Consider the following 11,642-nt stretch of genomic DNA (forward strand, 5'->3'; position numbering starts at 1 on the left):
AACGGATGAATTTATTCTGCTGCATCAGCAGGCGCTGCATTGAGCAGGCCATAGCGTTCTTCGCCAATCTTACCAAGCAGTTCAAGCTGTGTTTCGAGGAAGTCGATGTGACCTTCTTCGTCAGCCAGAAGCTCGTCAAAAAGCTGCTTGGAAACATAATCGCCAAGCTCATCGCAGATTTCGCGGGACTTTTTGTACGACGTGCGTGCATCATATTCCCCAGCCAGATCGGCTTCGAGAACTTCCTTAACAGTCTGACCGATGCGCAGCGGAGCGACCGTCTGCAGGTTTGGATGGCCTTCAAGGAAGATGATGCGGTCGATGATCTTATCCGCATGCTGCATTTCTTCGATGGATTCCGCACGCTCTTTGTTCGCAAGACGCGTGAAACCCCAATCGTTAAGCAGACGATAGTGCAACCAGTACTGGTTAACAGCGCCTAGTTCGAGAAACAGTGCCTCGTTAAGCCGCTCTATGACCTTTGGTTCGCCTTTCATTCCAAGAACTCCCGAATTTGTCTCGTAGAGAACGCACACGATCCATGAACTGGATCACGTTTTCGTCCATTTGGTTGTGACGAAGATGATATTCTTCAGTCACCCTTATGATCGTTTCTACGACGTTTGGGAAGCAGCCACAGCAACGGCCGCTCTTGGACATGGCATTATAAACAGTTCCGGGGACGATTAATCGCCAGCAATCCTCATCCAGAAGCTCTATAACGACAGCTTCGATGTCTTTATCGGTAATAACATTGCAGCTGCAGACTAACATAAGTAGTAAACTCCAGTATCTGCAATGCGCTGTGATTGTATAGAATTCACAATTCTGGAGGGTGCGCTTTGTTCGTTATTTATTTTTACACAAAAACTACCACGGAAGGCGTGTGTTTTTACTTCAATATTGACAAGTCGCCATTCTGAACCAAACAAAGGTTCCTCCAATCGCAGGGGTTAAAGGCCCGAACATCAAAGGTAAACTTGAGCAAGTCTTTATAAACCCACCCATTTCAGTCAGGTTATGACGGGTCTGTGGGCTTTCTGTCAAATTTTATGTTTTGGAAATGTTCTAAAAATCAATAAGTTAGAATCATTCTAATTGTGAGTTAAGTACCGATCTTTAAACATGATTTGGTATTTTACATGAGTGAAAACGGCGCAATTTTTACGCCGCCTCTGTTTTATGCGCCATTTCGCCGCACGATGTGGAAAACACCGGGATGAAAGGATCAAATCCCTTCAATCGCCTCGAATCCCTCAAATTGCGGCGGGCCGGCATAGAGTGACTTGCGGTCACCGGCGTTGCGATGCGCATTGCGGAACTGCTCGGATTTCGTCCAGAAGGTGAAATCATCCCGCGTGCGCCAGACTGTATGGGAAGAATAAAGCGTATAGCCTTCTTCTTCACTGGTCGCACCGCGCAGAAGATGGAAGCTTTCAAAGCCTGGAAGCTCGGCAAGCTGGGCATCGCGATTTTTCCAGGCGGTTTCGAACTCGGCTTCTTTGCCGATGAGAACCTTGAAACGGTTCATGGCTATAAACATTGCTGATCCTTTCTTTCTAAGAGGGACTGGCTAGAGAATATTCCGAAAAGTGGGAACCGGTTTTCGAAGCCATTTCCGGCGAGTGCGGCAGTATGTTCCGCACTCGCCGCATCGCAGCTTGGGATCGAAGCCCACGACAGCGGTCAGAGGTGAGTGGACTTCGCAGGCGCGATGATTCATGTTCAGGAGGCGAGGGCCTCCTGAACATTTTAGAACTGGAACTGTGTCGAGACGAGGAATGTCCGGCCGCGCCCACTACCATAGATGCTGAGTGCCGGTGTGTAGGCTTTATCGGCCACATTCAGGACCTGGATGGACGCATCCAACGTATCGGTGAACTTATATTTCGCAAACAGATCAACGAGCGTGTAAGCATCGCTTTCCCCGCCACCAAGCATTTTCCCGCTTGATACGTGCTGAATGCGCGTTCCTGCTTCGAGTTTCCGATCAAAGAAGCGCGCACCGCCAGTGACGCTCACAATATCTTCAGGAAGGTACTGATTGCCGCCTAGGTAGTTTTGTTCAGGCAGTTCAGACTTGGTGTGTGTGTATGCAATGCCTGCAAAGGCGAAGCCTGCATCATAACGCGCATCGAGTTCAAACCCCTTCACTGTCGATGTGCCTTCAACGTTCGCAAACTTAGTATAATCAGCTGCGAGCGTTATATAGTCTTCCACGCGCATCGTGTAATAATTTGCTTTGATGCGCAGGCCGTCTTCGGCCGTAAAAATACCATCTTGAGAGACGTTAACACCGAACTCCCATCCACGCTGTTTTTCTGGGCGCAGATTTGGATTGCCTTTCATCGAACCAACACCAGCATGTGCAACACCGCCTAAGAATGTTTCCTGTAGGGTTGGTGTGCGCATCGAATGGGAATAGGTCACGTAAGGCTGGAGCCAGTCGGTAACATTATATGCAACGGTGACTTTCGGGCTGAGTTCGCCGTCGCTGTTCGAGATACCATCATCTTCACTTTTCAGTTTGAAGTGATCGTAACGAAGCCCGGTAATTACCTGAAGCGCATTATACGTCCACGTAGCTTCGGTAAAGACCGCAACTTTATCCGAGTTTGCATCGGCTGGGTTCACACCAACACTGTTACCACTCGCGTTGTCATGATTAAGCTCAAGGCCATTTTTCCAGCGAACTGAAACATCGCCAAAAGAAAATTGTGACGTATTTGAAGCAGTCATACCTGTGGTTTTGACCGCGACTTGGCGGCCCGTGAAGCTGCCGCTGCCTTCTCCCCAGTTCTGGAGAGTTGTGTTATGATAAAGGTTTACGTTTAGGTTAAGCAGATCGTTATCGCTAGGATTGTAATTATATTGCGCGAAGAACGTCCTGTTCTGGACAAACATATCGTAAATGGTTGCTCCGCCGCCGTAACCAGCCTGAGATGTACCATAGTGATTGTTATAAAGAATGCCGCCCAGCGTCAGATTCTGGTTTTCACCAAAGCCAAATTCAGCCTTGAAAAGTCCGGAGGTTAGTTCCTGCCCCGTTTTGTCGACAGTATCACCATCGCCATTTTTATAGTCTTTTGAATCGCGGCGGCTGATTGCTGCGGCAATACCCAGCGAGTTGACACGCGCAGCGCCAGCAAGCATTTCTGAAAAGCCAGTTCCGTTGCTGCCCCATGATGCGCGGCCGAGTACGCCTTTTTCTTTGCCGTCAAGAATAATATCATCGACACCAAGTGTACGGAAGTTAACGCTACCTGCCAGCGCTCCGCCCTGCTCAGTCGTTATTGCGCCGCGTTGAATATCAATGTCAGCAAGCAAGTTTGCGTCGATGTAAGAGTAACCAGCAGAGCTGTGATCAGAATTACGATAGTTCTGTGGAACACCGTCAATCAGCATGTTTACGCGGCCAGAGCCCTCGAACCCACGAATATTGACGGCAACGCCTGGGTTCGATGCGTTGATCGATGTGAACACGCCGGGTGTTGTTCCGCGCAGGACATCGTCGAGTTTGGTAGTGCCAAAACGCTCAATCGTGTCGCGCTTAATGATTTCTTTGTTTGCAGAAGCAGCTGAATTCTGTGCCCCAGTGGCTTTTTGAATAGTGATTGTGTTCAGCTCTATGCCGTCAGTCTCTTTCACTGCACTCTGTTGCTGCGCGAAAGCACTCTGAGGGATTGCCATAAGAATGACAGCGAGACCTGTGCTTGCCAGAAATGACCGCTTTTGTGCCCCGTTAATTGCCCGCATTGCCTGATTTCTCCTGAAGGACAAAGCAAAATTCCCACGCCCCCTCGGAGGTGAGAAATTTAAGTTTCTCAATAGGTTATAAACTCTCTTGATAAAGAGAGTGTCGGCGCTGGCTGGAAGGAAAACCTTCGGGCTTGCTCTGGAAAAAGCGAGATTTAAACTTGACTCGTTTAATCTAGTAAGGCAGTGAATATTAAACATGACTTAACATGTCAACTAATGATTTGTTGGTGTTTTAGTCGGTTAGCGAAACGGCCACAGCTGGTGCAGGGGCAGTAAAATGAACAGGCGAATCCATATCGACATGCAGGTGCGGTTACCGCGTGAGCGCGTTTACAACCGCGTGAACGAAATTCAGCCGCATCTGGATGCGGCCGGATCAGCTCAATCAGAAATCTCTGAACAGGCTTATGAGCCACGGCTCAAAACCTATGGCAGTCGTGAGCTCTTCAATGGCTCCCGCGAAGTGGCGATAGAGCACGGCGGCTCTCTCTATCGTTTAAAAATTACCCGTCAAGGCAAGCTCATCCTCAATAAATAGGCAGCAAAAGATGACGACCCAGACCAAGCCCTCCCCAGAGCAGATTCTCAAGGCACGGGCAGATAACCCGAAAATGCGCGAACGCGATTTTGCACAAAGCCTCGGGGTATCAGAAGCAGACTTTATTGCGGCTCACACCGGTGCCCAGGCAGACAGTGCGATTTCGGCTCGCCGCATCCGCGCAGATCTCGAAACTTTGCTCAAACATGCGCCTTCGCTTGGCGAAGTCATGGTGTTGACGCGCAATGAAAGCGCTGTTCATGAAAAAATCGGGCCGTTTGAAAAGACGATCTGGGGGCCGCACGCGTCACTGACACTGGGCAAGGAAATCGATCTTCGTATTTTCCCGAAGTATTGGGTCCATGGCTTTGCCGTTGCAAAAGTGGATGGCGAGCATGTTCGTCGCAGCCTTCAGTTTTTTGACGCATTCGGTGAGGCCGTCCACAAAATTCATCTTCGTCCCGCTTCCAATCTCGAAGCTTACGAACAGCTCGTTTCTGAATTGTTGCTGGAAGAGCAGACGCCTTCGATTGAAACAAAGCCTGTTCCGGCAAAGGCAGATAAGACGGATGTTGCAAGCGTTGATGGCGAGGCATTCCGTGAACGCTGGGGTGCATTGACCGATGTTCACCAGTTTGTCGGGCTTTTGAAAGATTTTGGCGTCGATCGTCTTCAGGCCGTTCATCTTGCCGGGCAGGATTTTGCATGGCGTGTTGATCTGTCGGCAGTTGAAGCCATGATGAACCACGTGGTTCAGGAGCAGATTCCAATTATGTGCTTTGTCGGAAGCCGTGGTTGCATCCAGATTCACACCGGAACGATTGCCGAAATCAAGACGATGGGCCCATGGCTCAACGTCCTTGATCCGACATTCCATCTGCATCTGCGCGCTGACCATATTGCGGATGCCTGGGTCGTTCGCAAGCCGACGAAAGATGGTCACATCACTTCGCTTGAAGCTTATGATTCCAATGGTGAAATGATTATTCAGTTCTTCGGTGAACGTCATGAAGGCGAAGCCGAGCTTGCCGACTGGCGCATGATTGCTGAAAATCTGCCGCGTCTGCAGCAGTCAAGCGCTGCATAAATCAAGCGTGATCCAGATCTTTGTTTTGATGTGCATTCCGAAAGTGGCTGCCATTTTCGGAATGCACTCGAAGGATAAAAACATGGCAATTGTTTCATCAAATATCAGGCGCTGCGCGGCCTTGGTCTTCATGGCCGCTTCGGTTGCATTTGGCGGCATTGCGAAGGCTGATACAGTTGAGAAAATCCCCGATACGTCACGGCTTGTTTCTGTCGGTGGTGCTGTAACGGAAATCGTTTATGCGCTTGGCGCAGGCGATAGGCTCGTTGCACGCGACCAGACCAGCACTTATCCTGAACAGGCAAGCGCGTTGGTCGATGTAGGCTATATGCGCCGTTTGTCACCAGAAGGCGTTCTTTCGGTTAATCCGACCGGTATCCTGCTCTCGGAAGGCAGCGGCCCGCCGGAAACGCTTGAAGTGCTTAAGAAAGCGTCCGTTCCTATTGTCATCATTCCAGATGATCATACGGGCGAAGGCGTGCTCACCAAGATTGAAATCGTCGGCAAGGCTCTGGGTCTTGAAGATAAGGCCAAGGCGCTTGCGGACGATGTGGCGCGTGATCTCAGAGTTGCAGAAAAAATCTCTGCCAGTCAGAGTCCGCGCAAGCGTGTGCTTTTCATCATGTCCGTTCAGGATGGACGCATTACAGCCTCCGGCACCGGCACAGGTGCCAATGGCATTATCACGCTTGCAGGAGGAGTGAATGCTATCGATGCCTATCCGGGTTATAAGCAACTGACGGATGAAGCCATCGAGAAGGCCGCGCCGGATATGATTCTGACCATGGGTATTGGCAAGGACAGCGTTCAGAAGGATGACCTTCTGAAGAATCCGGCTCTGGCCAATTCTCCAGCGGGGCGCAGCGGTAATATTGTCCAGATGGATTCGCTCTATCTGCTTGGCTTTGGTCCGCGCACCGGTGCTGCCAGCCGTGAATTATCCGAAAAGCTTTATGGCAATCACGCAGCCCAATGAGAACTATGCCTGCTTTGCGCAAGCATTTGCAGGCATGTCGCAGAACCGCGCAACAAGGACACATTGAAATGACCAGCCAAGACCGCACCGCACAGGCCGGAGGCTTTGCTATGCGTGATCAAACCAGAAACAGCTCTGCTGGGGATCGCTCCACGCGCGCGCGTCTGGCAATTATTGGTCTGGCGATCGTGCTTTGCCTGACAGCACTTTTCAGCCTGAGCGCCGGGGCTTCTGATGCCTCCGTTATGACTGTTCTTCATGCTCTTGTTTATGGTGCGCCCGAAAGCATTGAAGCATTCCGGCGCGATCATATGATCATCATGGAAATACGTCTGCCACGTATCCTCATGGGAATGCTGGTCGGGGCGGGACTTGCTGTTTCTGGTGCCGTTATGCAGGGTTTATTCCGCAATCCCCTTGCGGATCCCGGTCTCGTCGGTGTTTCTGCCGGTGCCAGTCTTGGCGCTGTATCGATGATCGTGCTTGGCGGAACAATGCTTGCGCCGCTTTACCTTCTTCTTGGTCTTTATGCGCTCCCCATGGCGGCATTTGTTGGAGGGCTTGCCAGTACGCTACTTTTATATCGTGTCGCGACCCGGCGCGGGCGCACATCCGTCGCGACCATGTTGCTTGCTGGCATCGCGCTCGGCGCGCTGGCCGGTGCTGCCACAGGCGCACTTATTTACATTTCCGATGATCGCCAGTTACGCGATCTAACGTTCTGGGGGCTTGGTTCACTGGCTGGTGCGACATGGGGTAAAATTGGCACTGCCGGCCCTATTATTGCGGTTGTGCTTGTTGCAACGCCGTTTCTTGCGCGTGGACTTAACGCGCTGGCACTGGGGGAGGCGGCTGCCGGTCACCTTGGAATTCCGGTTCAGCGCATCAAGAATGTCGCGATTGTGACGGTTGCCGCTGCAACGGGTGCAACAGTCGCCATATCGGGTGGTATTGGTTTTGTCGGCATTGTTGTTCCCCATATGCTGCGTCTGAGCATCGGGCCGGATCACCGTTATCTATTGCCCGCATCGGCACTTTTAGGCGCGATCCTGCTGCTGCTGGCAGATGCTGTGAGCCGTACGATTGTTGCGCCTGCCGAATTGCCGATTGGTATCATTACAGCCGTATGTGGCGCACCATTTTTCCTCTGGATATTGCTGCGTCAGCGCGGCGTTCTGGATCTGTGAGGCCCTGATATGATTGAGACTAAAAATTTAAGCGTTTCCATCGGCAGCAAGAAAATTATCGAAAATATCAATTTTGTTGCTCATCCGGGGGCGGTGACAGCTATCGTCGGCCCCAATGGCTCCGGTAAAACTACGCTGTTGCGTGCGCTCTCAGGTGATCTGCCCTATACAGGCTCCGCCTTTCTTGACGGCGAGGATTTTTCCAAAATCAAGCCATGGCGCATGGCAGCACGCCGCGCCGTGCTCCCGCAGGCCAGTGCATTATCATTTCCTTTTACTGTGCGTGAGATTGTGCATATCGGATTGACGGGTGGTTTCAGTGGCGTGAGCGGCGCCGAGCAGGAGAGGTTGCCTGATCTTGCCTTGCAAAAGGTTGATCTTTCAGGCTTTAGCGGCAGGCTTTATCAGGAGCTTTCGGGGGGAGAACAACAGCGCGTACAGCTTGCACGCGTATTGTGTCAGGTCTGGAAACCGGTTGTGGACGGAAAACCACGCTATCTGTTTCTGGACGAGCCGATTTCGAGTCTTGATATAAAGCATCAGATCACAGTGATGGAGATCGCTCGTGAATTTGCAGCGTCTGGCGGCGGCGTTATCGCCATTCTCCACGATCTCAATCTGACTGCCATGTTTGCAGACAGCATTGCAGTCATGCATAAGGGCACGCTCGATACGATTGATACACCGCAGCAGGCTTTGACCGATGATCGATTGGAGCGCGTTTATGAATGTTCGCTGCGCGTTGGCGTTCCGCCTGTGAAGGGTGTTCCGTTCGTGCTGCCGCAATCGGCCTATTCGGCGACCATATAAAACGTTTTCCAACAAAAAAGCTGAAAACCATGATGATTTTCAGCTTTTTATGTCGTCATTTTGAGCGTTTAGCTCGCAATCCGCTCGGCAGTCTCAAGGTCTTCATCAAGACCGAGCAGAGCGCGGACATTCGGGCGCGCTTTGACCAGATCGTCTATGCTGTACTTCATCAGCACGCCAAAGAAAGCATTCAATGCTTCACGCAATGCAGAATTAAGACCACAGCTATCCACGAGTGGGCACTCCGCGGCATCGTTTTCAAAGCATTCTGCCATCGCAAAATTTTCTTCTGTGACGCGCACGACATCGAACAGAGAAATATCCTTCGCCTCACGCCCCAGACGTACACCGCCATTGCGGCCGCGCACTGTTTCCACCAGCTTGTTCTCGACAAGCGGTTGCAAAATCTTGAAGAGAAACAATTCCGAAACGCCGTAAGCACGGGCGATTTCTGGAACGCGGCTCAATTTGCCTTCGTTGGCAGCGCAATACATAAGCATGCGAATGGCATAATTTGTCTGACGAGTAAGACGCATCAACTATTCCTTTCAACGCATCCTCAAGTGTTCCATATTGATGTCTCAATCGGAAAACTCTGCTTTTGGTTAAGCCACAATCCCGCCCGGATGCCCGGAATTTCTGGGATATGCGCCAAGCGAATGCATTTGCCTCGAATCCACTTTAGAACTATTCTTAAAATATATGAAGTGCTTTATCACCTTTAAAGGGCAAAAAACATTTCATTACGCCATTTTGATGCCGACATTTTCGATGTCGGCGTTTCATCATTGGCAGACGTCTACCCATTCGGCTGAAACAAGCTCGGCTATTTTGAGAGGGGATATCCTGACGGCACTGTTGGTTGCCCCGGCAGCGGGAACAACTTCATCAAAATTTTTGAGCGATAAATCGCAATAAACCGGCATTTCCCGTGGCAATCCGAAAGGGCAGACACCTCCAACCGGATGGCTGGTTTCTATCAGCACAGTTTCAGCGTCCAACATGCGTGGCTTGGTTCCGAACTGGTCCTTGAATTTGCGATTATCGATACGCGCATCTCCGCGGGTAACGATAAGGATAGTTTTGTCTTTTGTCGAAAACGAGAGCGTTTTTGCGATCTGCCCCGGCTCCACACCATGTGCTTCCGCAGCGAGTGCGACAGTCGCGGTGCTGGTTGGCAGTTCAATCACTTGGATTTCTGGTGCCTTATTCGCAAAAAAAGCTTTTACTGATTCCAAGCTCATTGGTTCCCTTTTCTTTATGATTTATTTACTCAAATTTAAGCTTCATTCATTCGAAGAGCAAGGTATTGAGTCATTTTCTGGCGAATGACTGCAAGTGGCAGATTGACGCTGCTGTTTGATAACGATAACGAGGCACTCAAATCTGTTTCATGCAGACGCGGAAAAGGGCCGAGCGGTTTAAGGCGCGGGTCTTGAAATACGGTTATAGCCGTACGCCCTTTTATTCCTCCATATTCAAACTCCCAGAACATATAGCCTTGTCGCGGTCATTATCCGCTTTTGTCCTGCCCTGTCTTCGATCTTGCTACCGAGTTGGGTAGCAAAATGGTAGCAACCGGGTTGCAACCTCTTCACTTACTATTCTGCTTGTGCGACCGTCTTTTTTCAATCTACAGATGGTGGGTATGAAAGTTGATGCTTTTCCGGGGAAGTGAATGCAGCCATTAGACATTCTATGGGTCGGTTTGGGCGGTGGACTAGGCTCGCTGTTTCGCTGGTGGGTCGGCAAATTGGTTGGCGAAAGCTACAATGGCAAATTTCCCCTCGGAACATTTCTAATCAATGTGAGCGGTGCTTTCGTTATTGGCTTTTTATCGGTGCTGTTCTCAGTGGAATGGTACGATCGCTTTGGAGATGTATTAAAATCTGGCATCTTGACCGGTATCCTCGGCGGTTACACCACATTCAGCTCAATGCAGCTTGATGCGGTCAAGCTGGCTCGCGATCATAATCGTGGCTTGGCAATCGCTTATTTGGTGGGATCGGTTCTCGTCGGATTATCGGCAGCCGCATTTGGCGCGTTGTTAGCAAGCTGGATAGGATGAGGGAAGAACAATGATTAATACAATCATACTCGTCTTTGTCGGTGGCGCGATAGGTGCCATGCTTCGTGAGTTTCTGATGCTAGGTGTACCGGCTCTATCCGATGGTATTCCGGTGTCAATTTTAGTCGCGAATATTGTCGCATCATTTTTGCTTGGCCTGGCCACTGGGCTTTATAAAAAAGGCACTCTCAGCTCAGAGGTCAATACACTGGTCGCTACGGGCATGATGGGTGGGCTTTCCACGTTTTCCAGCTTTGTCTACGGCGCTTACGTTCTTATGTCTGGATCAACGGCGGGACTGGTATCCGCACTCGCTTATTTGGTTCTCAGTATTGTCATCGGTTATTTCGCGGTCCTGCTGGGTCTTCGGATCGGTGACAGAAGCAATTGAACTTGCAGCCCGGCTTAAGCGGAGCGGTTTTGCCCCTTGGGTTAGGCTTGTCGCAAAGGCTTCGCTTCTGCGCATCCGGTTTCACGATCTGCGATACTCTCATGCAACCCAGCTTTTGGCCGCTGGCGTTCATCCAAAGATTGCCAGTGAAGGGCTCGGATATTCCACAATCGGCATCACGCTTGACCTTTATTCACATGTCATGCTGGGAATGCAGGCAAATGCTGTAGAACAAGTTGACGCCGCTATAAAAGCTGCTAAGAAGTCACTCGCTGAGTGAATGGGTAGCAAATCGGTAGCAATCACTGATTTGAGGCTTTTCTGAAACCGAGAAAAGTACAACCATTGCAAATACTTGGAGGGGTGGCCGAGCGGTTTAAGGCACCGGTCTTGAAAACCGGCGTGCAGGAGACTGTACCGTGGGTTCGAATCCCACCCCCTCCGCCATTTCCCCTTCCCTGAAATTCCAGATCCATCAAAAATACCTTGCAATTACGGGCTTTTACGCTGATTATCTCTCTGCGTCCTTCCATGTACGTATCCGGCAAGCCAGTCAAAAAGCGTATATAATGTGTATACGCGATCGGAGAAAAGCGTATATCGCGGCGCCTTAATGTGTATACGTCACGAGGGCCGAAAATGTTGACAGATGCTGCAATCAAAAGAGCTAAATCTAAAGACAAGTCCTATCACCAAACAGATTCGAACGGGCTTTCGATTCTCATTATTGTCAATCGGCGTTTAAACGGGACCCCTTATCGGCGTCCAAAAAGTACCCCTCCTTTAGGTTGCAAGGTTTAGCGTGCGCGGGCCCGTAACTTTAAAT

At 50.5% G+C, this 11,642-nt stretch carries 14 protein-coding genes and 1 tRNA gene; 9 read left to right on the forward strand and 6 right to left on the reverse strand.

Annotated features, from left to right (window positions below; genetic code table 11):
* Window positions 1-11: 11 nt before the first annotated feature.
* The 4 genes from bfr to VBH83_RS15410 all read right to left on the reverse strand — a co-directional run bounded on the left by bfr (window position 12) and on the right by VBH83_RS15410 (window position 3,756).
* Entirely contained in the window at window positions 12-497 is a 486-nt protein-coding gene (gene bfr, locus VBH83_RS15395) for a bacterioferritin (protein WP_265983944.1), read from the reverse strand.
* Window positions 463-774: a bacterioferritin-associated ferredoxin gene (locus VBH83_RS15400; protein ID WP_265983945.1), complete on the reverse strand. Its 312-nt coding sequence runs from the start codon at window positions 772-774 to the stop codon at window positions 463-465. Before VBH83_RS15400 ends, bfr begins: the two co-directional genes overlap by 35 nt.
* Before the next feature lie 454 nt (window positions 775-1,228).
* The gene (locus VBH83_RS15405) at window positions 1,229-1,543 is read right to left on the reverse strand and encodes an antibiotic biosynthesis monooxygenase (RefSeq protein WP_265983946.1); all 315 of its coding nucleotides are present in this window, start codon (window positions 1,541-1,543) and stop codon (window positions 1,229-1,231) included.
* 209 nt (window positions 1,544-1,752) lie between these two features.
* Window positions 1,753-3,756, reverse strand: a complete 2,004-nt coding sequence (locus tag VBH83_RS15410) for a TonB-dependent receptor domain-containing protein (RefSeq protein ID WP_265983947.1) — start codon at window positions 3,754-3,756, stop codon at window positions 1,753-1,755.
* Window positions 3,757-4,036: 280 nt separating this feature from the next.
* Here VBH83_RS15410 and hemP point away from each other — a divergent pair, with 280 nt between their 5' ends.
* From hemP to VBH83_RS15435, 5 genes are all read left to right on the forward strand, one after another.
* On the forward strand, window positions 4,037-4,297 hold the full coding sequence (gene hemP / locus VBH83_RS15415; RefSeq protein WP_265983948.1) for a hemin uptake protein HemP: 261 nt from the start codon (window positions 4,037-4,039) through the stop codon (window positions 4,295-4,297).
* 10 nt (window positions 4,298-4,307) lie between these two features.
* Entirely contained in the window at window positions 4,308-5,384 is a 1,077-nt protein-coding gene (locus tag VBH83_RS15420) for a hemin-degrading factor (RefSeq protein WP_265983949.1), read from the forward strand.
* A gap of 82 nt (window positions 5,385-5,466) precedes the next feature.
* Window positions 5,467-6,360, forward strand: coding sequence for a hemin ABC transporter substrate-binding protein (locus tag VBH83_RS15425; RefSeq protein ID WP_265983950.1), 894 nt, complete (start codon window positions 5,467-5,469; stop codon window positions 6,358-6,360).
* A gap of 68 nt (window positions 6,361-6,428) precedes the next feature.
* A complete protein-coding gene (locus VBH83_RS15430) occupies window positions 6,429-7,547 on the forward strand; it encodes a FecCD family ABC transporter permease (RefSeq protein ID WP_396998507.1) in 1,119 nt (372 codons plus the stop codon).
* Between the two features lie 9 nt (window positions 7,548-7,556).
* On the forward strand, window positions 7,557-8,357 hold the full coding sequence (locus VBH83_RS15435; protein WP_265983951.1) for a heme ABC transporter ATP-binding protein: 801 nt from the start codon (window positions 7,557-7,559) through the stop codon (window positions 8,355-8,357).
* A 68-nt stretch (window positions 8,358-8,425) separates the two neighbouring features.
* On the opposite strand, the gene rirA is transcribed toward VBH83_RS15435, so the two are convergent.
* Together rirA and VBH83_RS15445 are read right to left on the reverse strand one after the other, a co-directional pair.
* Window positions 8,426-8,893, reverse strand: a complete 468-nt coding sequence (rirA, locus tag VBH83_RS15440; RefSeq protein ID WP_265983952.1) for an iron-responsive transcriptional regulator RirA — start codon at window positions 8,891-8,893, stop codon at window positions 8,426-8,428.
* A gap of 249 nt (window positions 8,894-9,142) precedes the next feature.
* On the reverse strand, window positions 9,143-9,601 hold the full coding sequence (locus VBH83_RS15445) for a YbaK/EbsC family protein (protein ID WP_265983953.1): 459 nt from the start codon (window positions 9,599-9,601) through the stop codon (window positions 9,143-9,145).
* Between the two features lie 434 nt (window positions 9,602-10,035).
* On the opposite strand from VBH83_RS15445, the gene crcB reads away from it, so the two are divergent.
* The 4 genes from crcB to VBH83_RS15465 all read left to right on the forward strand — a co-directional run bounded on the left by crcB (window position 10,036) and on the right by VBH83_RS15465 (window position 11,263).
* The gene (crcB, locus tag VBH83_RS15450; protein ID WP_265983954.1) at window positions 10,036-10,425 is read left to right on the forward strand and encodes a fluoride efflux transporter CrcB; all 390 of its coding nucleotides are present in this window, start codon (window positions 10,036-10,038) and stop codon (window positions 10,423-10,425) included.
* Between the two features lie 10 nt (window positions 10,426-10,435).
* Window positions 10,436-10,816, forward strand: coding sequence for a CrcB family protein (locus VBH83_RS15455; RefSeq protein ID WP_265983955.1), 381 nt, complete (start codon window positions 10,436-10,438; stop codon window positions 10,814-10,816).
* Entirely contained in the window at window positions 10,800-11,096 is a 297-nt protein-coding gene (locus VBH83_RS15460; protein WP_396998510.1) for a tyrosine-type recombinase/integrase, read from the forward strand. The genes VBH83_RS15455 and VBH83_RS15460 overlap by 17 nt, the downstream gene beginning before the upstream one ends.
* A 77-nt stretch (window positions 11,097-11,173) precedes the next feature.
* Window positions 11,174-11,263 (forward strand) — tRNA-Ser (locus VBH83_RS15465).
* Window positions 11,264-11,642 lie beyond the last annotated feature (379 nt).

This window comes from Ochrobactrum sp. S1502_03 (assembly GCF_044435015.1).
GTDB lineage: Bacteria > Pseudomonadota > Alphaproteobacteria > Rhizobiales > Rhizobiaceae > Brucella > Brucella chromiisoli.

Coding starts and splice junctions, on each gene's coding strand:
- crcB (WP_265983954.1), top strand. CDS start 10,036: ATGCAGCCATTAGACATTCTATGGGTCGGTTTGGGCGGTGGACTAGGC.
- VBH83_RS15435 (WP_265983951.1), top strand. CDS start 7,557: ATGATTGAGACTAAAAATTTAAGCGTTTCCATCGGCAGCAAGAAAATT.
- VBH83_RS15420 (WP_265983949.1), top strand. CDS start 4,308: ATGACGACCCAGACCAAGCCCTCCCCAGAGCAGATTCTCAAGGCACGG.
- hemP (WP_265983948.1), top strand. CDS start 4,037: ATGAACAGGCGAATCCATATCGACATGCAGGTGCGGTTACCGCGTGAG.
- VBH83_RS15400 (WP_265983945.1), bottom strand. CDS start 774: ATGTTAGTCTGCAGCTGCAATGTTATTACCGATAAAGACATCGAAGCT.
- rirA (WP_265983952.1), bottom strand. CDS start 8,893: ATGCGTCTTACTCGTCAGACAAATTATGCCATTCGCATGCTTATGTAT.
- VBH83_RS15425 (WP_265983950.1), top strand. CDS start 5,467: ATGGCAATTGTTTCATCAAATATCAGGCGCTGCGCGGCCTTGGTCTTC.
- VBH83_RS15410 (WP_265983947.1), bottom strand. CDS start 3,756: ATGCGGGCAATTAACGGGGCACAAAAGCGGTCATTTCTGGCAAGCACA.
- VBH83_RS15430 (WP_396998507.1), top strand. CDS start 6,429: ATGACCAGCCAAGACCGCACCGCACAGGCCGGAGGCTTTGCTATGCGT.
- VBH83_RS15445 (WP_265983953.1), bottom strand. CDS start 9,601: ATGAGCTTGGAATCAGTAAAAGCTTTTTTTGCGAATAAGGCACCAGAA.
- bfr (WP_265983944.1), bottom strand. CDS start 497: ATGAAAGGCGAACCAAAGGTCATAGAGCGGCTTAACGAGGCACTGTTT.
- VBH83_RS15405 (WP_265983946.1), bottom strand. CDS start 1,543: ATGTTTATAGCCATGAACCGTTTCAAGGTTCTCATCGGCAAAGAAGCC.
- VBH83_RS15455 (WP_265983955.1), top strand. CDS start 10,436: ATGATTAATACAATCATACTCGTCTTTGTCGGTGGCGCGATAGGTGCC.